This window comes from Photobacterium sp. R1 (assembly GCF_054600795.1).
This window is the reverse complement of sequence record NZ_BAAHZP010000010.1, coordinates 107339-129412: the sequence shown is the minus strand read 5'-3', so window position 1 is coordinate 129412 and position 22074 is coordinate 107339. Positions and strand designations below refer to the sequence as shown.

Sequence of the window (22074 nt, the reverse complement as noted above, 5' to 3'; positions counted from 1 at the left end):
GAAAAAGGCGGTATTTCTACCGCCTGTATATGAATCTCTTGTTTTTAGCGCAATCAGCGCTTGTCGTCCAGCTCAACCCCTGCAGGTGGTGTGAAACTATACTGCTTTCTGTCCTGTTTGCCCTTGGCAAACTGAGCAAAACGGAACTGACTGAGCTGACCGTCCTGTTCTTCCACCGAGAAGCCGCGGACCTGGCCATCTTTACCGACGGTCACGACAAACTTACCGGTCACAGCGGCACGGTCTTTCGGGGTCAGCGTGAATGTATCAGCAGTTTGCACGACGTTATATTTTGCCCAATCCTGATTCTGATTCCGGATCAGCAGAACAAAAGGCGTCTGCTCAGTTGCATCCTCCAGCTTCATCGCCGTCACCTGTTCAACCATCGGGGTGTAATACCACAAGGTCCGGCCATCAGAAACCAGCAGGTTTTCATCCGGCGTATCTGCATGCCAGCGGAACAGATTCGGACGTTGCACCGATACTTTCCCCTGACCTTCAACCAGCAGGTCGCCTTCCGGGCTGGTAACTTTCTGAGTAAAACTCGCACTGAACGCATCCACTTTATTCAGACGCTGGCTCAGCTCCTGCTGCGCACTGGCAAAAGCCAGACCAGGCAGGAGCGCCGCAGCCAAAAGAATTCGCTGCACTGTCTTTATCATTTTCGGGTGTTTCTTCATTCATTAATCTCCTGTTGGAGCGGGAGCCAGAACCTCACGGTTGCCGTTATGCCCGGGCGGACTGACGATACCGTGTGCTTCCAGCTGTTCTACAATCCGGGCAGCCCGGTTGTAGCCAATTTTAAAGCGGCGCTGCACACCAGAGACTGACCCGCGACGACTTTCAGCGACAAACGCTGCAACCTGATCAAACAGCTGATCCAAATCGTCATCTCCACCGGCCGGACTCTCTCCGGGCAACATGCCTTCAGTCCCCTGATCGGCATTCAGAATGCCGTCAATGTACTGAGGTTTACCTCTGGCTTTCCAGTCATTGACCACGTTATGCACGTCATCATCAGAGGCAAATGCCCCGTGAACACGCACTGTATGACTCTGACCCGCCGGCAGGTACAACATGTCACCCATACCCAGCAGTGATTCGGCACCCCCCTGATCCAGAATGGTCCGTGAGTCGGTCTTGGTGGATACCGTAAACGCCATCCGGCTTGGAATATTGGCCTTGATCAGACCGGTAATCACATCCACCGACGGACGCTGAGTTGCCAGAACCAGATGGATCCCTGAAGCCCGCGCTTTCTGGGCCAGACGCGCAATCAGTTCCTCAACTTTCTTGCCGACGACCATCATCAGATCAGCAAACTCATCCACTATGACCACAATACTCGGCATTTTCTCCAACAGCGGCGGGTGTTCGTCTAAAGAATCGCCAGGTCGCCATAACGGATCGTGAATCGGATGACCGGCTGCAGCAGCTTCTTTCAGCTTGGCATTAAAGCCGGCCAGATTACGAACCCCAACTGCGGCCATCAGTTTATAACGGCGCTCCATCTCGCCCACACACCAGCGCAAGGCGTTTCCGGCATCTTTCATGTCAGTGACCACTTCGGTCAGCAGGTGCGGAATTCCTTCATAAATCGACAATTCCAACATTTTCGGGTCGATCATGATAAAGCGGCAGTCTTCAGGCTTACACTTGTAAAGCAGACTGAGGATCATCACGTTCACACCGACCGATTTACCGGAACCTGTGGTACCGGCCACCAGCAGGTGAGGCATTTTACTCAGGTCAGCAACCACAGCCTCCCCGGCAATGTCATAACCCAGCACAATCGGCAGCGCGCTGCGCATATTCTGGAACCGGTCGCTGGCCAGCACCTCAGACATATACACGGTTTCGCGATGTTCATTGGGCAATTCCAGACCAATGTACGGTTTGCCCGGAATCACTTCGACCACACGCACGGCATAAGCCGACAGAGCCCGGGCCAAATCTTTCGCCAACCCTGAGATCCGACTGACTTTCACGCCCGGCGCCAGATCCAACTCGTATCGGGTAATCACCGGGCCCGGATAAATCCCAACCACTTTGGCTTTAATTTTGTAATCCGCCAGCTTAGATTCCACCAGCCTTGCCGTGTGCTTCAGCTCTTCCTCACTGGTTGGCTGCACATTCTGTTGTGCCGGCTGAAGTAAATCCAGCGTCGGCATCGGGGATGTCGGCTTCGGTAAATCCACGTCTTTCTTCATCAGGAAAGGATTGTCGAGACCGGCAGCATAAGCCTGTTGCTGCTGGGCCTCACGGATTTTACGCTGGAAAGCCTCTTCGTCCGATTCTTCGGCATCGATTTCCTCTGCGTCTTCTGCATCATCCGCTTCATCTGCAGCGGCAGCGCGTTCCAGCTCAGACATCCCATCATGAACACCGATTTCAATCTCGTGTTCACTCTCGAACGCATCCTCATAGGCTGAAGCTGCTTCAGGTTCCACCTCATCCTGCTCTTCCCACGGAAGGTCATCCTCTTCCGGCGCTTCAGATGCCTGCACCGGGTCCGGCTGAGTTAATTCAGGCGTGTCTTCAATCAACGACAGATCCCCCAGAGACGGCTCTTCATCAAAATCATCTCCGGCCAGTTCTGCAGTATGCTCTTGCTGATGTTCCTGGGCCCTGCCTGCCTCTGGCGCATACACACTATAGTCTTCGTCCTGAGCCAGCTGAGACTGCAAGGCTTCAATCGTCAGGTCCGCAGCATCCGGGTTCGTACCCAGTGGCTGGTTCACCGGCACAGCAGTCGGTCTGCTGCGCTCCGGCATCACAATGGCCGGTTCCGCAGGCGGCGGAGTACTCACCGCGACGTCAGACTCAGGTTTCGCTGCCGGAATTGCAGAACCGGCAGACGTGAGACCAGGCTTCGGCGCTTCGTTCAGTACAGTGTCTGCAAACGAAGTTGGGGTGTAAGCCACCCGTACCGCTGGCTTTTTCAGTAAGACGTCATCGTCGTCAATCTCAGACCCATTCGGCTTGTCGAGCAAAGTCGCAGCATAAGGCGTCTGGCTTTCGTCAGGAATTTCAGAGGCAAAAGGTGTCAGGGTTTGCGACGATTCGCCCCGGATTTTATTCAGCAGCCAGCTGAACATCCCCAGCGTCGATTCTCCAATTCCGTCGACAACCCGCAACCAGGAAATCCCCGTCAGCAGAGTGAAACCAACCGCCCATAAAAACATCAGCACCAGCGTGGTGCCCAGCAGGTTGAACAGCGGCAACGTCAGGTTGGCAACCACATCACCAATGACTCCGCCGGAAGAAAAGTACCAGATATCATCAAAGTTCAGATCGGCAAGACCGCAACTGGTCAGGAACAAAACCAGCAGCCCGAGCAGCCGGGTGCCATAAATCATATAATCCGGTGCTGTCCGCTCACCACGACGGCGAAACATGATCCAGGTCGCGCCGAGAATCACGGCGGGTAAGGGATATGCCAGAGAACCGAAAGTGAAAAAGAATGTATCCGCCACCAGTGCACCAAAAGCACCAGCCTTGTTCTGAACCGGTCCCTGCCAGGCCGTTTGTGACCAGGACGGATCCGCCGGATCAAAGCTGACCAGCGCCACCATAAGATACACTGCGGCAAGAATGCCGATGATCAGGAAACTTTCCAATAAGCGCTGCCCACCTGACAAACGCACAGGCTGAAATTTGCCTTTTACCTTCCTCAAAAATTCTCTCCGGTCTTGCTAAAACTGGCTGTAAGCCGGGGGGTAAGTAACAGTAACCCAGCTGAGCGGATCAGCATGATGCGCTGTGATATCCAAGTGACCCATTTTATACCACTTCACTGGTATTGTTACCCGCCTGAAAAAATGTGGGAGCAAAGTAGGAAAAAGCGCGCCTACTTACGCCACGACCTGAATACTTCAGTCATCAGGCTTTTATTGTAGTTGCTTGATAACACAAATAATTCATCTGAATGTCAATTCAATGATGAGTTGCAGACTTTTTCAGCAATCAAGACCGAATGTTTTTCTGCATTCTCAGAAACAATTCAAGCGGCACAAAGGCCGCTTGAATTCACGAGAGAAGCAGGTTCAGCAATCAGACCAATTAACGGGTCTTAATCACCAGATTGTTGGTCTGCTTCACTTCTTCCATCACCACATATGTACGCGTGTCATTCACACCCGGCAGACGCAGCAGGGTTTCCCCCAGCAGCTTACGGTATGCCGACATGTCTGATACGCGGGTTTTCAGCAGGTAGTCGAAATCACCGGAGACCAGATGACATTCCTGAATATCTTCCAGTTCCTGAACTGAGCGGTTAAATTGCTCAAAGACATCCGGCGCACCACGATTCAGCGTAATCTCTACGAAAACCAGCAGAGAGGCATCCAGATACTGGGGATTCAGAAGCGCAGTATAGCCACTGATGTAGCCTTGGCGCTCCAGACGACGTACACGCTCGAGACAAGGGGTTGGGGACAAACCTACACGTTTAGACAACTCAACGTTTGAAATTCGACCGTCTTTCTGAAGTTCATTCAGAATGTTACGGTCTATTCGATCCAACTCCTTGGAGGGTTTCTTTTTGGTATCTACCATTTTTTATTCCACCTTCTTACTTCCTTGCAATAAAATATATTACATCTACGAGTTTTTTAGTATCAAATACTCTTTTAGTCAAACTATACTGCCATTAGCTCTGTCATTTCAACCTTGTCCATAGCTTACCCTGCTAAATCGATCAAGGAGCACAGCATGATCATCGGTGTGCCTAAAGAAATCAAAGACCATGAATACCGCGTTGGCCTTGTCACCAGTAGTGTCAGAGAGCTGGTTTCACTCGGCCATGAGGTTCTCATTGAAACCCAGGCCGGAGCTGGTATAGGGTTGTCCGATGCAGATTATCAATCTGCCGGAGCAACCATTCTTTCGACTGCTTCAGAAGTTTTTACCAGATCAGAGCTGATTATTAAAGTAAAAGAACCTCAAGCCGTCGAAAGAGCCATGCTTCGCGAAGGGCAAATCCTCTTCACTTATTTGCATCTTGCCCCTGATTATGAGCAAACAAAGGATCTGATTCAGAGCAAATCTATTTGTATTGCTTATGAGACGGTCAAAAACCATAAAGGCCAGTTGCCTTTACTGGCTCCGATGTCCGAAGTTGCGGGCAGAATGTCGGTACAGGCTGCGGCTCAGACACTGGAAAACCCCCGGGGCGGCAGAGGATTGCTGCTCAGTGGTGTGCCGGGTGTGGAACCGGCCAAAGTCCTGATCCTCGGAGGGGGCGTCGTCGGCTCAAACGCGGCCCGGATGGCCATGGGCATGCGGGCTGATGTCACCGTACTCGATCGCAACCTGGATACCCTCCGGGCATTGGATTGTGAGTTTCAGGGTAAAGTGAAGCTGCTTTACTCAACCGACGACCTGATCGACCGGATGGTTCCCGAAGCCGACGTCATTATTGGTGCAGTCCTGATCCCCGGAGCCGCCGCTCCGAAACTGATCACGGCGGAACACGTGAAGCAGATGAAACCGGGCTCTTGTCTGGTGGACGTCGCCATCGATCAGGGGGGCTGCTTTGAAACCTCGCACCCGACAACGCATACAGATCCGACCTATATCGTGGATCAGGTCGTTCATTACTGTGTGGCAAATATGCCGGGCGCCGTGGCCAGAACCTCAGCTTTTGCACTGAACAACGCCACACTCCCCTATATCATTCAACTGGCCGGCAAGGGCTATAAACAAGCTCTGCTGGATGACCCCGGTTTCCTTGCCGGGCTGAACGTGATTCACGGTAAAGTTACCTACCGCGAAGTCGCCGAAGCCTTTAATCTGCACTATACAGACCCGACCGTGGCCCTGAGTATGCACTAATGTGAATTTCAGAGCCCGAACTTCCCTTTCAGCGCTGAAAACTTTGTTTTTAGCGCTTTTTCATTGAGTTTGTAACAGAGCTATGGTCTGCTCTTTCCTTACACCTGCAATTTCCCTACAATCGATGCCTTACTGATACGTGACGCTGACTAAGTCTGGAGAAACAATGAGTAACGTAAAACACAGTAAACTACTCATCCTCGGTTCTGGCCCAGCCGGCTATACCGCAGCGGTTTATGCGGCCCGCGCCAATTTAAATCCAGTCATGATTACTGGCATGCAGCAAGGTGGTCAACTGACAACCACAACAGAAGTAGAGAACTGGCCAGGCGATGCAGAAGGCCTGACAGGTCCTGCACTGATGGAACGCATGAAAACTCATGCCGAAAAATTCAATACGGAAATTATTTTCGATCATATCAACGAAACAGACTTCAGCCAGCGACCTTTCCTCCTCAAAGGAGACAATGGCGAGTACACCTGTGACGCGCTGATTATCGCAACAGGCGCTTCCGCCAAATATATTGGCCTGGAATCCGAGCAGGCATTTCAGGGACGCGGCGTCTCTGCCTGTGCAACCTGCGATGGTTTCTTCTACCGCAATCAGAAAGTCGCGGTTGTTGGCGGTGGTAATACAGCGGTTGAAGAAGCACTGTATCTAGCCAATATCGCTTCAGAGGTTCACCTGGTTCACCGCCGTGATACCTTCCGCTCAGAGAAGATTCTGATCGATCGTCTGATGGACAAAGTGAACAACGGCAACATCATCCTGCATACCGATCGTACGCTGGATGAAGTGCTGGGCGACGACATGGGTGTAACCGGCGTACGCCTGAGAGACACCAAGTCAGACGCCACCGAAAACCTCGACGTGATGGGTGTTTTCATTGCGATTGGTCACCAGCCGAACACAGATATTTTCACCGGTCAGCTGGCCATGGAAAACGGTTATCTCAAGGTACAGTCCGGGCTGGAAGGAAATGCGACCCAGACCAGCGTTGCCGGTGTCTTTGCCGCGGGTGATGTTATGGATCATGTTTATCGTCAGGCCATCACATCTGCCGGAACAGGCTGTATGGCAGCTCTGGATGCAGAACGCTATCTGGATGCCCTAAGCAAGTAATACCGATGACTACGGCCGCGGCAATCGACTGCGGCCTGTTTACCTTCCCCCAATTGGGAAACCAGAATTCAACCAACCATACAGCGCTATTTCAACATGGATAAACAATTACAGCGCGAGTTGACCAAGTGGTTAAAATCGCAAAGCAAGCTGGCCAAACCCTGGCTGATGCTGAGTGTGGGCCTGGGATTTCTGTCGGGTCTTCTCCTTATTGCCCAGGCAGGCCTACTCGCCACTATCCTGCAGCAACTCATTATCGAACAGACCGACAAACATCAGTTGCTTCCTCATTTTGCGGGATTAATTGCTGTTGTTGCCCTGCGTGCTGCCTGCAGCTGGGGACGGGAAGTCGCAGGTTACCGCTGTGGCGAACAAATCCGCCTGCATATCCGGGAACTGATTATCAACCGGCTGCATCAGTTGGGTCCGGCGTTCATTAAAGGACGTCCGGCTGGCTCCTGGGCAAGTCTGATCCTGGAGCAGGTTGAAGAAATGCAGGATTTCTTTGCCCGTTATCTCCCGCAAATGGCGCTGTCCGTTCTGATCCCGCTGGTGATTTTAGTCGCCGTGTTCCCGTTCAACTGGGCCGCCGGACTGATTTTCCTGGTCACCGCACCACTGGTTCCCTTTTTTATGGCCTTGGTTGGTATTGGTGCCGCAGATGCCAGCCGACGTAACTTTACAGCGATGCAGCGTCTGTCCGGGCACTTTTATGACCGCCTGCAGGGACTGGCGACACTGCGCCTGTTTAACCGTGCTGAAGCAGAAGCAGAAAACCTGCATGACGCCGCAGATACGCTGCGCAAACGTACGATGGAAGTATTGCGTCTTGCATTCCTTTCTTCTGCGGTTCTGGAATTTTTTACGGCAATTTCGATTGCTCTGGTCGCCGTGTACTTCGGCTTCTCATTCATCGGTGAGTTAGATTTCGGCCACTACGGCCTGCCAATCACCCTGTTTACCGGCTTCTTTATCCTGCTGCTGGCGCCGGAGTTCTACCAGCCGTTGCGTGATCTCGGCACCTATTATCATGCCAAAGCACAGGCCATTGGCGCTGCAGAATCTATCGTGACTTTCCTGAATACAAAAGCGGATAACATGAGCCAGGGCGAGCAGCCGCTCGAAGCGCCTGAAACCATCAGTATCCGCCTGAACGATGTCAAAGTACTGAGTCCGCAAGGCCAGATACTGGCAGGGCCGCTGAGTTTTGACATTGAAGCGCACCAGCAGGTCGCGCTCATCGGACCGAGTGGTGCCGGAAAAACCAGCCTGCTGAACGCCCTGCTCGGCTTCCTGCCTTATGAAGGCAGCATCCGGGTGAACGGTACAGAGCTGCGAGAAATCGATCCGGTTCAATGGCGTCAGGCCATCAGTTGGGTCGGACAGAATCCGCTGCTGATCCATGGCAGTGTCCGCGACAACATTGTTTTAGGGAACCCGCAGGCCACGGACGAGCATATTCAGCAAGTCGCCGAAAGAGCCTTTGCCAGCGAATTTATCCAGCGCCTTGAACGTGGATATGATCACCCGGTGGGTGACCGCTCTGCCGGCTTATCCGTCGGACAAGCGCAGCGTCTGGCTGTCGCGCGTGCATTGCTGCAAAACGGCAGCTTCTGGCTGCTTGACGAGCCCACAGCAAGTCTGGATGCCAACAGTGAACAACTGGTTCAGCAGAGTCTGAATCAGGCGACTCAGGGACAGACAGCGCTGATGATCAGTCACCGTCTGGACCAGCTCACCGAAATGGATAAAGTCCTGGTATTGGAAAATGGCCAGATCGTCCAACAAGGCCATTTCAGCCAGATCAGCCGGGAAGGTTTGTTAGCCGACATGTTATCGCACACTGATAAGAGGGATCTCGATGCGTGATTTAATCCCTTACCTGAAACTGTACCGCCGGCACTGGTTCGGTCTGACACTGGGAATGCTGCTGGGCCTGGCGACCTTACTTGCCGCCATGAGCCTGCTGACCTTATCCGGCTGGTTTCTGGCCGCATCTGCAGTCGCCGGTTTGAGCATCGCCCGTGAAACGTTCAATTACATGCTCCCGGCGGCTGGCGTGCGTGGCTTCTCCATTGCGCGAACCGCAGGTCGCTGGGGAGAGCGTGTCATCAGCCACAATGCAACATTCAAGTTGCTGGCGGATCTGCGAATCTTCTTTTTCCGCAAACTGACCCCGCTGATCCCGGGCCGTCAGACCAATCTGCGGGATGCAGATTTGCTGAACCGCCTGGTCGCTGATGTCGATGCGATGGATCATGTGTATCTTCGCCTGATCAGTCCGTTAGTAATTGGGGTGATAGCACTGCTGGCAATCAGCGGATTTCTGGCCTGGTTTGATCCAACGCTGGGTCTTGTCCTTGGCAGTATCTTGCTGACGCTGATGTTCACCCTGCCGGTAATTTTCTACAAATTAGGGCAAAAACACGGTGAAACCCTGACGCTGGCAAAAGCCGGATTCCGAATCCGTCTGCTTGATTGGATTCAGGGCCAGGCCGAACTGCTGCTGTTCAATGCAGAACCGGGTTACCGTGAACAGACACTCAATGAACAAAAGTCCCTGCTGCTGGCGCAACGCCGTATGGCCGGCCTGACCGGCATGGCAAGCGCGATGCTGATGCTGGCGACTGGCTGGACCCTGGTCCTGATGCTCTGGCTGGCTGCAGATGGTGTCGGCGGGACAACGCCTGATCCAATGATTGCCCTCGCCGCCTTCGCCACAATGGCCAGCTTTGAACTGATGATGCCTGTCGCCGGCGCATTCCAGTATCTGGGACAAACCCTGACATCGGCCAGACGTCTGAACGAAATCATCCATGCTGAACCGGACACCCCGTTTGATCCCAACGGCCATCAGGCCAATGTGAAAGGTGATATCCGGGTCGAGGGCATTCACTTCACTTATCACGGCAGTGAAAAAAGCGTCCTCAATCAGGTTTCCTTCACCATGAAAGCCGGTGAAAAACTGGCGCTGCTGGGCCGTACCGGCTGTGGTAAATCCACGCTGCTGCAGTTACTGACCCGGAACTGGGACCCTCAGCAAGGACAGATTCTGCTGGATAATGTGCCTTTGGCTCAATGGCAGGAAGCATCGCTGCGCAACGCGATCAGTGTGGTCAGCCAGCGGGTGGATATCTTTAACGGCACGGTTCGTGAGAACCTGCTGCTGGCCAAACCTGAGGCCAATGATGAAGAACTTGCACAAACCCTGACTCAGGTCGGACTGCAAAAACTGCTGGAAGGCAATGGGCTGGATACCTGGCTGGGCGACGGTGGCCGCCAGATTTCCGGCGGTGAACGCCGTCGGCTGGGGATTGCCCGTGCCCTGCTGCACGATGCTCCGGTCATGCTGCTGGATGAACCGACAGAGGGACTGGATCGCCGCACGGAACAACAAATCCTGTCACTGCTGTTTGAACATATGGCGGAGAAAACCGTGGTCTTTATCACCCACCGCCTGGTCGGGCTGGAACAGATGGATCAGGTTTGTCTGATGGATGAGGGAGCCATCATAGAACGAGGCAATCACGCCTCACTGATGGCCCAGCAAGGCCGGTACAGCGAACTCTGGCAACGTATCTGACCTGCATATCAAAAGGCTCTGATGATTTCAGAGCCTTTTTCGTTGTGAGACGGGCAGAGATTACGGATAGGTACGATCAACCCGAACGCCATCATCAAAATACAGGATACGGACATTATCGCCTGACTGGAAAAGCATATCCGGATCCACATCCTGGATCACATCCACCAGCTTCCCTTCTTCTGTTTTGATCAGCAGCTCGACCAGTTTATAGTGCCGGATTGCCTGTCCGATGTCCTGCTGGCGGTACGCAACCCCAGCGCCAGCCATCGCGCCAATGGCGGTTGCAACTTCACGCCCGTGACCGCCACCAAACTGATTCCCGATCAAGCCCCCGACCACAGCCCCCAAAAGTGTTTCCCAGCCGTTATGACTGGAGTTGACCACTTCCTGCTGGGTAATATAACGTACAGTTTCCAACTGGCCGAACACGACCTGATTCACTGGCCGGGCCTGATTGCGGTGATAAGGTGCAGCTTGCAACACCAGTGGAAACAGCAACACGAACAGTAACCACTTTTTCATACGGATTTTCTCCAACTAGATTGTATTTATATGGCTATATACTTGCCTGAGCTTGATCAGGTTGATTTAGAGTTTCCCCATCCCAATACCGCACTGGAAGATCCGAATGGTCTGCTGGCCTTTGGCGGCGACCTCAGTCCCCAGCGGCTCATCCATGCCTATCAGCAGGGGATTTTTCCCTGGTATGCCGAAGGGGAGCCCCTGTTATGGTGGAGCCCTTCTCCCCGTGCAGTCATTCTGCCCGATGTTTTCCAGCCCAGCAAAAGCCTGAAAAAATTTTTTCGCAAATCAGGCTATCAGGTGACACTGAACCATGCCTGTCATCAGGTGATTGAGCAGTGTGCATACAGTCGTGGTCCGGATGCCACCTGGATCACGCCAGCCATGATTCAGGCTTACAAAAATCTCCATCAACTGGGGCACTGCCACTCCGTTGAAGTCTGGTTGCAAGGCCAGCTGATTGGCGGTTTGTACGGAATCAGCGTCGGCGCAGTTTTTTGTGGTGAATCGATGTTTTCTCTGGCTGATAATGCCTCAAAAATTGCGCTTTGGCATTTTTGCCGCCACTTCAGTGCCCACGGCGGCAAACTCATTGATTGTCAGATCATGAACCCTCACCTGAACTCTCTGGGCGCACGAGAAATCGATCGTGACGCATTTTTGCAAAGCCTGGCCCACCTGAGATGCGCCATACTTACAGCAGACTGTTACTCACCTCAGGTTATTACGTTGTAGGAACATCATGAGCCTTCCCAGTATTCGCTTAGGTTTTACGCCCGTCATCAATTGCAGTTACCTGCCTGAACAGCAAGAACAGTTGGGTGTCGTCGTTGACCACCGCTGGCTGACGACGTCCGGTTACGGCGCATTACTCGGCTGCGGTTTCCGCCGCAGCGGACAGGCTATCTATAAGCCGATGTGTGAACACTGTCAGGCCTGCACGCCATTACGGGTTGATTGTCAGAACTTTAGCCCGAGTAAAAGCCAGAAACGTCAGCTCAAACAACTGGATAGCTTTCACGCTGAGTTCAAATCCAAACTGGATGACAACTGGTTTCCGCTCTATGAAAACTATATCCGGAAACGGCACGTCCACGGGGCGATGTATCCGGCAAACAGACAACAGTTTTTTGAGTTTTGCCAGGCGAGCTGGATGGATACACGCTTCCTGCACCTGTATCAGGCGGGCCGACTGGTTGCGGTTGCTGTAACAGATTTTCTTGATCAAGCCCTGAGTGCAGTCTATACGTTTTTTGACCCCGAACATCCGCTCTCTCTGGGCACGTTATGCGTTCTGAAACAGATTGATTTCTGCCGGGAAACGGAACGGCGCTGGTTGTATCCAGGTTATCAGATTGATGACTGCCCTGCGATGAACTATAAAACCCGGTTCAAGCCCTACCAGAAGCTGGTCAAGGGGCAATGGCAGTAAAGCATTCGGCCGGTATATCTCGATCGCTTCTCTGCGAAAAGAAATGAAGTTTGCAACAAAAGCTGACAAAGAGAAGCTGCGAGGGTAAAATTGCGGGCCTAACTTTACACTTAAACAGTTTCAAGGCATTATCCGGCCCAATCAGAAGCATGGCACGGTAGCCTAAGAGGATTCAATGGCAAAAGAAGACGTAATTGAAATGCAAGGTACTGTACTAGATACACTACCTAATACTATGTTCCGCGTTGAGCTGGAAAACGGTCACGTTGTGACTGCACACATCTCCGGCAAAATGCGTAAAAACTACATCCGTATTCTGACGGGCGACAAGGTAACAGTAGAACTGACTCCTTACGATCTGTCTAAAGGCCGCATCGTCTTCCGTTCGCGCTAATAGTACTGAGCCAGAGACCAGTCATTCTGGCTTTTCTGCTGCAAACAACGCAGAACTCTCATTCCCTGTTGAAACAGGATGAATAAAAACGGGACCTGAAGGTCCCGTTTCTTTATTCAGCGAATACTGTCTTTCAGTGGAACACTAGTGAGCCGGTTCCATTTCACTGCTGAAGTGGAAGTCCAGCGTACCGTCATCCCGCAGACCAACCCGAACAGACCCACCATTGACCAGACTGCCAAAGAGCAATTCGTTCGCCATTGGTTTTTTCAGGTTTTCCTGAATGACACGGGCCATCGGACGAGCCCCCATCGACTTGTCATAACCTTTGTTCGCCAGCCATTCACGTGCTTCGTTAGACACTTCCATGGATACGCCTCTTGCATCCAGTTGTGCCTGCAACTCAACAATGAACTTATCGACGACCTGATTAATGACTTCTTTTTCAAGATGGTTAAACCAGATGATGTTATCCAGACGGTTGCGGAACTCCGGTGCAAACACACGCTTAATTTCTGACATCGCGTCATGGCTGTGATCTTGCTGAACCAGACCAATCGATTTACGCACCGTTTCCTGCACACCCGCATTGGTGGTCATCACCAGAATGACATTCCGGAAGTCCGCTTTTCGGCCATTATTATCCGTCAGCGTCCCGTTATCCATCACTTGCAACAACAGGTTAAACACATCCGGATGGGCCTTTTCAATTTCATCCAGCAGCACCACTGAATGCGGATGCTTGATGACGGCATCCGTCAGCAAACCGCCCTGATCAAACCCGACATAGCCTGGAGGCGCACCAATCAGGCGACTGACCGTATGGCGCTCCATATACTCGGACATATCGAAACGCAGCAGCTCAATGCCAAGAATCTTCGCCAGCTGAACGGTCACTTCCGTTTTACCTACCCCGGTCGGGCCGGCAAACAGGAAAGAACCGACAGGCTTGTTATCAGCCCCCAGACCAGCACGACTCAGCTTGATGACCTCTGTCAGTGCATCGATGGCAGGATCCTGACCAAACACCAGCATTTTCAGCTTGCCGTCGAGTTTTTGCAGCACTTCTTTGTCACTGGATGACACCGATTTCTCAGGAATACGGGCAATCCGGGCAATCATGGCTTCGATGTCGCTGACATTGATAGTTTTCTTACGCTTACTGGCAGGGGCCAGACGGCAACGTGCGCCCGCCTCATCAATCACATCAATTGCCTTATCCGGTAAATGACGCTCATTGATATATTTTGCCGACAGCTCTACCGCTGCACGAATGGCTTTGTTGGTATAGCGCACTTCATGGTGTGCTTCATATTTGGGTTTCAGTCCCATCAGGATCTTCGTCGTGTCATCCAGAGACGGCTCAACAATATCAATTTTCTGGAAGCGACGAGCCAGTGCCCGCTCTTTCTCGAAGATATTGCTGTATTCCTGATAAGTGGTTGAACCCATACAGCGGATTTTACCGCTGCTCAGCAATGGCTTAATCAGATTGGCGGCATCGACCTGACCACCGGAAGCGGCACCTGCACCAATAATGGTGTGGATTTCGTCAATGAAGAGAACCGCTTTCTCTTCTTTTTCCAGCTGTTTCAGAATCGCTTTGAAGCGTTTTTCGAAGTCGCCACGATACTTGGTGCCCGCCAGCAGAGAACCAATATCCAGAGAATAAATCACACACTCTTTAATAATGTCGGGAACCTGGCCTTCCACAATCCGCCATGCCAGACCTTCCGCGATTGCCGTTTTACCAACACCAGCCTCACCCACCAGCAGCGGGTTGTTTTTACGGCGGCGGCACAGCACCTGAACAGTACGTTCCAGTTCATGTTCGCGGCCAATCAGCGGGTCAATCGCTCCCGCACGAGCCAGCTGGTTCAGGTTCGTTGCGAAGTTTTCCAGACGGTCTTCCCCGTTTTCTGCACGAGAGTCGTCTGAACTGACATCCGATTGGTTTAAATCGTCATTGTCGCTGTCTTTGACCGTACCGTGAGAAATGAAATTCACCACATCCAGTCGGCTGATATCGCTTTTCTTCAGCAGATAAGCCGCATGAGATTCCTGCTCACTGAAAATAGCAACCAGTACGTTTGCGCCGGTCACTTCGCTGCGACCAGAAGATTGAACATGAAAAACGGCCCGTTGTAAGACACGCTGGAAGCTCAGCGTCGGTTGGGTTTCCCGGCTCTCATCATCCGCTGGGATCAATGGTGTTGTTTGCTCGATGAATGCATCCAGTTCTTTACGAAGGGTGTCCAGATTAGCCCGGCAGGCTAATAAGGCTTCCTGAGCAGCAGGATTCTCCAAAAGCGCCAGCAGCAGATGCTCAACTGTCATGAACTCATGGCGCTTTTCCCTTGCTCGTGCAAAAGCCCCATTGAGACTGGTTTCAAGTTCTTTGTTTAGCATAAGGCACCTCCCCTAAATACCACTCGAATTGGCGTGCCGGAAAAAGTCAGGCTTTTTCCATCGTACACAGTAGCGGATGTTCATGCTCTCTTGCATACATCATGACTTGAGCCACTTTGGTTTCAGCGACTTCGGCAGTAAAAATGCCGCATACTGCCTTCCCCTCATAATGCACAGTCAGCATCAACTGTGTTGCTCTCTCCAAGTCCATGGAGAAGAACTTCTGTAACACTTCTATCACAAAATCCATCGGTGTGTAATCATCATTATTCAAAATCACTTTGTACATCGATGGCGGCTTAACCTGAGTGTCCTCCTCGTTCAGTACGTCTGACTCAGGGTTAATCCATTCACTTAACTTACTCATAATCTCATCTTAGTCATATGTTCAATCGGTTGCTAGATTGCGACGGACAAAAAAGATTTCATCCAAATGTTACAAGTCGTGCTTGACTGTCTAGGTCTTTTTACTAAAGTGTACCTTGTAGTAGATACTATCTGCATCAAAATAGCATTTATATTCAACTCATGATAAAACTGTATTGTTATATAAATGCTAAATGGAAATTGAATGCAAAGAGGGATGTAAAGCATGGCAACAGGTACAGTTAAGTGGTTCAACAACGCAAAAGGTTTCGGTTTCATTTGCCCTGAAAACGGCGAAGGCGATATCTTTGCACACTATTCAACTATCCAGATGGAAGGATATCGCACACTCAAGGCAGGTCAACAAGTTAACTACACCGTTCAGACTGGCCCGAAAGGCTACCACGCCAGTGAAATTGTCCCCATCGATGCTGAAAGCGCCAGTAAATAACATTTGCTGACACGTTTACATCACTTGATTAGGTGGGCACATGCTCACCTTTTAGTTCCCACTCCCCGCCAACCTTATTACTGACAAATTCATTTTTATTTTTTATTCCTTTTTCCAGGCTCAGTAATATTCTTACTGACCGATAAGTGAATAAAAGATGAATACAGCCATAAAATCACAGAAAATTAACAAATAAAAAACAACTTCACTGCTTCATATTCTTTTACAGCAGTTATCCGGATGACGGCTGAAGTAATTATGGCTGATCTGTATAAAACAACACAATCCCTTCACCAGACTTTGATGCCATTTGTGAGCACGTTTTCCCAACAAAATAAAAAGGCCCAGCCTTAAGCTGAGCCCTTCTGAAATCGAACTTTCAGTTTAATTACATTTGCTCGATCATATCGTTCGCAAACTCTGAACACTTACGCAGTGTCGCACCGTCCATCAGACGCTCGAAATCGTAAGTCACAGTTTTGTTGCGAATAGCCGCTTCCATTGACTTGATGATCAGGTCAGCAGCTTCAGTCCAGCCCATATGACGCAGCATCATCTCAGCAGACAGGATCAGAGAACCTGGGTTTACTTTGTCCTGACCTGCATACTTCGGTGCTGTACCGTGAGTCGCTTCGAACAGTGCAACGCCATCACCGATGTTGGCACCCGGTGCAATACCGATACCACCCACCTGTGCAGCCAGTGCATCAGAGATGTAGTCACCGTTCAGGTTCAGTGTTGCAATCACATCGTACTCAGCCGGACGCAGCAGGATTTGCTGCAGGAAGGCATCTGCGATGCTGTCTTTGATGGTGATTTCTTTACCGGTGTTTGGATTCTTCAGCGTCATCCATGGGCCACCGTCCAGCAGCTCAGCACCAAACTCTTTCGCAACTTCGTAACCCCAGTCTTTGAAGGCACCTTCGGTGAACTTCATGATGTTACCTTTGTGCACCAGAGTCAGTGAATCACGATCGTTGTCGATGGTGTATTGCAGCGCAGCACGAACCAGACGCTTGGTACCTTCTTCAGAAACAGGCTTGATACCGATACCACATTGTTGTGGGAAACGGATTTTGGTTGCGCCCATTTCTTCACGCAGGAACTTGATGACTTTGTCCGCTTCTTCAGTACCGGCTTTGTACTCAATACCCGCGTAGATATCTTCCGAGTTTTCACGGTAGATAACCATATCAGTCAGTTCAGGCTGTTTCAGCGGGCTTGGCACGCCGTCAAAGTAACGAACCGGACGAGCACAGATATACAGATCCAGTTCCTGACGCAGAGCAACGTTCAGAGAGCGGATACCGCCACCTACAGGCGTGGTCAGCGGGCCTTTAATCGCAACTTTGTAGTCACGAATAAAATCGAGGGTTTCTTGAGGCAGCCAGGCGTCTTCACCGTAAACCTGAGTTGATTTCTCACCGGTGTAGATTTCCATCCAAGAAATTTTACGGTCGCCGCCGTAAGCTTTCTCAACCGCTGCATCAACAACTTTCAGCATTGCAGGGCTTACATCAACACCAATACCGTCGCCTTCGATGAAAGGGATGATTGGGTTGTTAGGAACGACCAGCTTACCATGAGCATCAAGGGTAATCTTCTGACCTTCAGCTGGTACAACTACTTTACTATCCATTAAATTCTCCTAGCGTCCGTTTGTTATCTTTTTGTAAGATGCCGGGGCATCATACTTGAAAATTTGCCAACACGCCATGGGCGGATTTTTAGGATATAATCATCCGCTCACAAAACGCTTATCCCCCTGAAATCTTATCGGCATGAAAACAATGAAACCTCGTCAGCTATCCGGCAAACCCTCTCAAAAAAGTTCGCCGAACCATGGACATAGAAGCACAAACCGGCGTCCATCGCGCATGGCGAACAAGCCTCGCCGACCTCAGGGCCCTCGGAAGATTATCCTTTTCAATAAGCCATTTAACGTTCTGACCCAGTTCAGTGGCGAACCCGGTGATATCACACTCGCAGATTACATTTCTGTTAAAGACGTGTATCCGGCGGGACGACTGGATAAAGACAGTGAAGGACTGCTGGTCCTGACAAATGACGGCATTTTGCAGGCCCGCCTGACCCAACCCGGCTCCAAGAAACCCAAAACATACTGGGTCCAGGTTGAGGGAATACCAGCCGATGACACACTGGAGCAATTACGCCATGGTGTTGAACTGAAAGACGGGATGACATTGCCGGCAACGGTCGAAGTGATGCCTGCGCCTGAAGTCTGGGAAAGGACACCACCAATCCGGGAACGAAAGAACATACCGACAAGCTGGCTGAGTATCACGCTGATTGAAGGCAGAAACCGGCAGGTCCGCCGGATGACCGCCCATATTGGCCATCCGACACTCAGGCTGATCCGTTATCAGATGGCCGACTGGACAGTCGACGGCCTCGCTCCGGGAGAATGGCGGGAAGTCACGCTCTGATTTCCCCGGCAGGCATGCAACGCCGACTCGGTTAATTGAACGAAAGCACTACACTTTCATCACCACTTCAACTATCATTGCCGGCAAATAGCAAACGATTGCGCAACAGTAAAACATGCACGTTCTGCTGTATGTTCAGCAGCTCGTTTGCAGCAGAAGTATGAATAAAGTGTGAAGGCGCTCCCGATCTGTTTCAGCAGACCACTTTCTGTTAGAATCACGCTCTTATCACTTATTCAAGATTGAAGAGAAAAATGTCAGATAACAGCCAGAAAAAAGTTATTGTCGGCATGTCCGGCGGCGTCGATTCCTCGGTTTCTGCTTACCTGCTCCTTCAACAGGGTTATCAGGTAGAAGGCCTGTTCATGAAAAACTGGGAAGAGGACGATAACGACGAGTACTGCTCTGCCGCAGAAGATCTTGCGGACGCGCAGGCCGTATGCGACAAGCTGGGCATTCATCTTCATACGATCAACTTTGCGGCTGAGTACTGGGATAACGTTTTCGAGTATTTCCTGGCCGAATACAAAGCAGGACGTACTCCGAACCCGGACATCCTGTGTAATAAAGAAATCAAGTTCAAGGCGTTTCTGGAGTTTGCCGACGAAGTGCTGGATGCTGATTATATCGCCATGGGTCATTATACCCGGCGCAGCTTCCCGACTCAGCCGGGTGAAAAACCACAGATGCTGCGTGGTCTGGATAACAACAAAGACCAGAGCTACTTCCTGTATACTCTGAGCCATGACCAGATTGCCCGCAGCCTATTCCCGGTCGGCGAACTGGAAAAACCTGAAGTGCGCCGTATCGCTGAAGAGCAAGATCTGATCACCGCCAAGAAAAAAGATTCAACCGGTATCTGCTTTATCGGTGAACGCAAGTTCACCGAGTTTCTGAGTAAGTATCTGCCTGCACAACCGGGCGATATCGTTACTGCAGATGAAGGCAAAGTCATTGGTCAGCACCAGGGGCTGATGTACCACACACTGGGGCAGCGCAAAGGCCTGCTGATCGGTGGTATGAAAGACAGCTCGGATGACCCTTGGTATGTCGTTGATAAAGATATTGAAAAAAATCAGCTGATTGTCGGCCAGGGCAAAGACCACCCTCGCCTGCAGTCGAACGGACTGATCGCCGCTCAGCTTCATTGGGTCGACCGCGAACCTGTCCGTGAACCACTGCAGTGTACCGTGAAAACCCGCTACCGCCAGCAGGATATCCCGTGCACCATCATTCCGGTTGACGATAACAGTATTAAGGTCATTTTTGATGAGCCGCAAATCGCGGTCACACCAGGCCAGTCTGCCGTCTTCTATCAGGGTGAAGTGTGCCTGGGCGGCGGTATCATTGAAGAAAGGATCTGAGGACGGACATGGCATATTCAATTTATGACAGGACGGTCGCTTTCGCTGGAATCTGCCAGGCTGTCAAACTGGTTCAGACCATTGCCCGGACCGGTACCTGTGACAATGATGCACTCGCGACCTGCCTTCGCAGCCTGACGGCGACCGACCCGAAAAATGTCATTGACATTTACGGGGATGAATCCGATCTGCAACTCGGGCTCAGCACCATGATCCACGAAATCGATAACACACCGGCCGGCAGCGAAATTACCCGCTATCTGGTCAGTGTCATGGCACTGGAGCGGAAACTGGCCAGCCGCCGGGACAGCATGGCTCAGCTGGGCGATCGCATTGATATGGTCAAACGCCAGCTGACACATTTTGACCTGCTGGATGACCAGATGATCAGTAATTTAGCCAGTGTTTATCTCGACATTATCAGTCCGCTCGGTCCAAGAATTCAGGTCACAGGCACTCCGGCCCAGCTTCAGCAACAACACGTTCAGCACAAAGTCCGGGCGCTGCTGCTGGCAGCGGTCCGCAGTGCCGTGCTCTGGCGTCAGGTTGGTGGCAAACGCCGTCACCTGCTGTTTGGCCGTAAACAAATGCTGGAACAGGCCCGGATTATTCAAGCCAGAAGCTAAACCTATTTCATTGAGCATCTGAGACGGATGCTCTGTAAATCAGCTATAACCCCTTAATCAGGAGAAAGACAACATGGAACTGTCAGCATTGACTGCTGTTTCCCCGGTAGACGGCCGCTATGGTAGCAAGACCAGCGCCCTGCGCAGTATCTTCAGTGAATTCGGTCTGCTGAAATATCGCACCATCGTAGAAATTCGCTGGCTGCAAAAACTGGCAGCAACTGACGCTATCGCGGAAGTTCCAGCGTTCAGCGCTGAAGCCAATGCCTTCCTGGATCGCATTGCCGCTGAGTTCAGTGAAGAAGATGCGCAGCGTATCAAAACCATTGAGCGCACCACCAACCACGACGTGAAAGCCGTGGAATATTTCCTGAAGGAAAAAGTGGCTGAACTGCCAGAGCTGCATGCAGTTAACGAATTCATTCACTTTGCCTGCACATCAGAAGACATCAATAACCTGTCTCACGCCCTGATGCTGAAAGAAGCGCGTGAACAAGTGATGCTGCCTGAAGTACGCGGCCTGATTGATGCCATCAAAGCACTGGCAGTTGAATACCGTGAAGTGCCGCTGCTGTCCCGCACACATGGCCAGCCAGCTTCCCCGAGTACCATGGGTAAAGAAATGGCAAACGTGGCGTACCGTATGGAGCGCCAGTTCCGCCAGATTGAACAGGTCGAACTGCTGGGTAAAATCAACGGCGCCGTCGGTAACTACAACGCACACCTGTCTGCTTATCCGAACATCGACTGGCATCAGTACAGCGAAGAATTCGTCACTTCTCTGGGTCTGACCTGGAACCCGTACACCACACAGATCGAGCCGCATGATTACATTGCGGAACTGTTTGACGCCTTTGCCCGTTTTAACACGATTCTGATCGACTTCGACCGTGATGTATGGGGTTATATCGCACTGGGCCACTTCAAGCAGAAGACCATTGCCGGTGAGATCGGTTCTTCAACCATGCCGCACAAAGTGAACCCGATTGATTTCGAGAACTCGGAAGGTAATCTGGGTCTGGCCAATGCCATCTTTGGTCATCTGGCCCAGAAACTGCCAATTTCTCGCTGGCAGCGTGACCTGACGGATTCAACTGTTCTGCGCAACCTGGGCGTTGGCTGTGGCTACGCACTGATTGCATACGGTTCTACCATGAAAGGCATCAGCAAACTTCAGGTCAATCAGGCGGCGCTGGAAGCTGAGCTGGATCAGAACTGGGAAGTTCTGGCTGAGCCGGTACAGACTGTCATGCGCCGCTATGGCATTGAAAAGCCATACGAGAAGCTGAAAGAGCTGACCCGCGGTAAACGTGTTGACGGCGAAGGTATGCGTCAGTTTATCGATGGTCTGGAACTGCCGGAGTACGAGAAAGAGCGCCTGAAAGCAATGACACCTGCCAATTATATTGGTGACGCAGTCAAACTGACAGACGAGCTGTAATCAAACCGTTTTGATACTGACACTCAAGGCCAGCGCACCGCTGGCCTTTTTTGCTTTCAGACGAAAGACTCTCATTTG

The 22074-nt window shown here is 51.5% G+C and carries 19 protein-coding genes; 12 read left to right on the top strand and 7 right to left on the bottom strand.

Annotated features, from left to right (window positions below; translation table 11 throughout):
- Positions 1 to 53: 53 nt before the first annotated feature.
- The 3 genes from lolA to lrp form a co-directional block, all read right to left on the bottom strand.
- The gene (lolA, locus tag ACYP03_RS16970) at positions 54 to 650 is read right to left on the bottom strand and encodes an outer membrane lipoprotein chaperone LolA (protein ID WP_371929407.1); all 597 of its coding nucleotides are present in this window, start codon (positions 648 to 650) and stop codon (positions 54 to 56) included.
- 33 nt (positions 651 to 683) lie between these two features.
- Positions 684 to 3677 carry a DNA translocase FtsK gene (locus ACYP03_RS16965; RefSeq protein ID WP_459781202.1) on the bottom strand — a complete coding sequence of 998 codons (2994 nt, stop codon included), beginning with the start codon at positions 3675 to 3677 and terminating at the stop codon, positions 684 to 686.
- A gap of 385 nt (positions 3678 to 4062) precedes the next feature.
- Complete coding sequence (lrp, locus tag ACYP03_RS16960) at positions 4063 to 4557, bottom strand: leucine-responsive transcriptional regulator Lrp (RefSeq protein WP_027252761.1); 495 nt, start codon at positions 4555 to 4557, stop codon at positions 4063 to 4065.
- Between the two features lie 156 nt (positions 4558 to 4713).
- Here lrp and ald point away from each other — a divergent pair, with 156 nt between their 5' ends.
- The 4 genes from ald (at position 4714) to cydC (ending at position 10541) form a co-directional block, all read left to right on the top strand.
- A complete protein-coding gene (ald, locus tag ACYP03_RS16955; protein WP_248140984.1) occupies positions 4714 to 5835 on the top strand; it encodes an alanine dehydrogenase in 1122 nt (373 codons plus the stop codon).
- A gap of 166 nt (positions 5836 to 6001) precedes the next feature.
- Entirely contained in the window at positions 6002 to 6958 is a 957-nt protein-coding gene (trxB, locus tag ACYP03_RS16950) for a thioredoxin-disulfide reductase (protein ID WP_248140985.1), read from the top strand.
- Between the two features lie 96 nt (positions 6959 to 7054).
- The gene (cydD, locus tag ACYP03_RS16945; protein WP_459781200.1) at positions 7055 to 8827 is read left to right on the top strand and encodes a heme ABC transporter permease/ATP-binding protein CydD; all 1773 of its coding nucleotides are present in this window, start codon (positions 7055 to 7057) and stop codon (positions 8825 to 8827) included.
- Positions 8820 to 10541, top strand: coding sequence for a heme ABC transporter ATP-binding protein/permease CydC (gene cydC / locus ACYP03_RS16940; protein WP_459781199.1), 1722 nt, complete (start codon positions 8820 to 8822; stop codon positions 10539 to 10541). The genes cydD and cydC overlap by 8 nt, the downstream gene beginning before the upstream one ends.
- Positions 10542 to 10601: 60 nt before the next feature.
- Here the strand turns inward: cydC and ACYP03_RS16935 are convergent, their stop codons facing one another.
- The gene (locus ACYP03_RS16935; protein WP_248140990.1) at positions 10602 to 11066 is read right to left on the bottom strand and encodes an outer membrane lipoprotein; all 465 of its coding nucleotides are present in this window, start codon (positions 11064 to 11066) and stop codon (positions 10602 to 10604) included.
- 30 nt (positions 11067 to 11096) lie between these two features.
- Here ACYP03_RS16935 and aat point away from each other — a divergent pair, with 30 nt between their 5' ends.
- The 3 genes from aat to infA all read left to right on the top strand — a co-directional run bounded on the left by aat (position 11097) and on the right by infA (position 12892).
- Positions 11097 to 11801: a leucyl/phenylalanyl-tRNA--protein transferase gene (aat, locus tag ACYP03_RS16930; RefSeq protein WP_459781196.1), complete on the top strand. Its 705-nt coding sequence runs from the start codon at positions 11097 to 11099 to the stop codon at positions 11799 to 11801.
- A 7-nt stretch (positions 11802 to 11808) separates the two neighbouring features.
- Positions 11809 to 12498 (top strand): arginyltransferase, encoded by a 690-nt coding sequence (locus ACYP03_RS16925; RefSeq protein WP_459781195.1) that lies wholly within the window; start codon positions 11809 to 11811, stop codon positions 12496 to 12498.
- Positions 12499 to 12673: 175 nt separating this feature from the next.
- Positions 12674 to 12892: a translation initiation factor IF-1 gene (gene infA, locus ACYP03_RS16920; RefSeq protein ID WP_027252769.1), complete on the top strand. Its 219-nt coding sequence runs from the start codon at positions 12674 to 12676 to the stop codon at positions 12890 to 12892.
- Between the two features lie 144 nt (positions 12893 to 13036).
- Here the strand turns inward: infA and clpA are convergent, their stop codons facing one another.
- The gene (gene clpA, locus ACYP03_RS16915) at positions 13037 to 15301 is read right to left on the bottom strand and encodes an ATP-dependent Clp protease ATP-binding subunit ClpA (RefSeq protein ID WP_459781193.1); all 2265 of its coding nucleotides are present in this window, start codon (positions 15299 to 15301) and stop codon (positions 13037 to 13039) included.
- A gap of 46 nt (positions 15302 to 15347) precedes the next feature.
- A complete protein-coding gene (clpS, locus tag ACYP03_RS16910) occupies positions 15348 to 15668 on the bottom strand; it encodes an ATP-dependent Clp protease adapter ClpS (RefSeq protein ID WP_248140997.1) in 321 nt (106 codons plus the stop codon).
- A 225-nt stretch (positions 15669 to 15893) separates the two neighbouring features.
- On the opposite strand from clpS, the gene cspD reads away from it, so the two are divergent.
- A complete protein-coding gene (gene cspD / locus ACYP03_RS16905) occupies positions 15894 to 16118 on the top strand; it encodes a cold shock domain-containing protein CspD (RefSeq protein ID WP_248140998.1) in 225 nt (74 codons plus the stop codon).
- A gap of 388 nt (positions 16119 to 16506) precedes the next feature.
- On the opposite strand, the gene icd is transcribed toward cspD, so the two are convergent.
- The gene (icd, locus tag ACYP03_RS16900; RefSeq protein WP_248140999.1) at positions 16507 to 17757 is read right to left on the bottom strand and encodes an NADP-dependent isocitrate dehydrogenase; all 1251 of its coding nucleotides are present in this window, start codon (positions 17755 to 17757) and stop codon (positions 16507 to 16509) included.
- A gap of 238 nt (positions 17758 to 17995) precedes the next feature.
- Between icd and ACYP03_RS16895 the strand changes: the two genes are divergently transcribed.
- From ACYP03_RS16895 to purB, 4 genes are all read left to right on the top strand, one after another.
- Positions 17996 to 18565 carry a pseudouridine synthase gene (locus ACYP03_RS16895; RefSeq protein ID WP_459781189.1) on the top strand — a complete coding sequence of 190 codons (570 nt, stop codon included), beginning with the start codon at positions 17996 to 17998 and terminating at the stop codon, positions 18563 to 18565.
- Positions 18566 to 18819: 254 nt separating this feature from the next.
- Positions 18820 to 19929 (top strand): tRNA 2-thiouridine(34) synthase MnmA, encoded by a 1110-nt coding sequence (gene mnmA, locus ACYP03_RS16890; RefSeq protein ID WP_248141001.1) that lies wholly within the window; start codon positions 18820 to 18822, stop codon positions 19927 to 19929.
- 8 nt (positions 19930 to 19937) lie between these two features.
- On the top strand, positions 19938 to 20555 hold the full coding sequence (hflD, locus tag ACYP03_RS16885) for a high frequency lysogenization protein HflD (protein ID WP_459781187.1): 618 nt from the start codon (positions 19938 to 19940) through the stop codon (positions 20553 to 20555).
- Between the two features lie 73 nt (positions 20556 to 20628).
- Positions 20629 to 21996 carry an adenylosuccinate lyase gene (gene purB / locus ACYP03_RS16880; protein WP_459781185.1) on the top strand — a complete coding sequence of 456 codons (1368 nt, stop codon included), beginning with the start codon at positions 20629 to 20631 and terminating at the stop codon, positions 21994 to 21996.
- Positions 21997 to 22074: the final 78 nt, after the last annotated feature.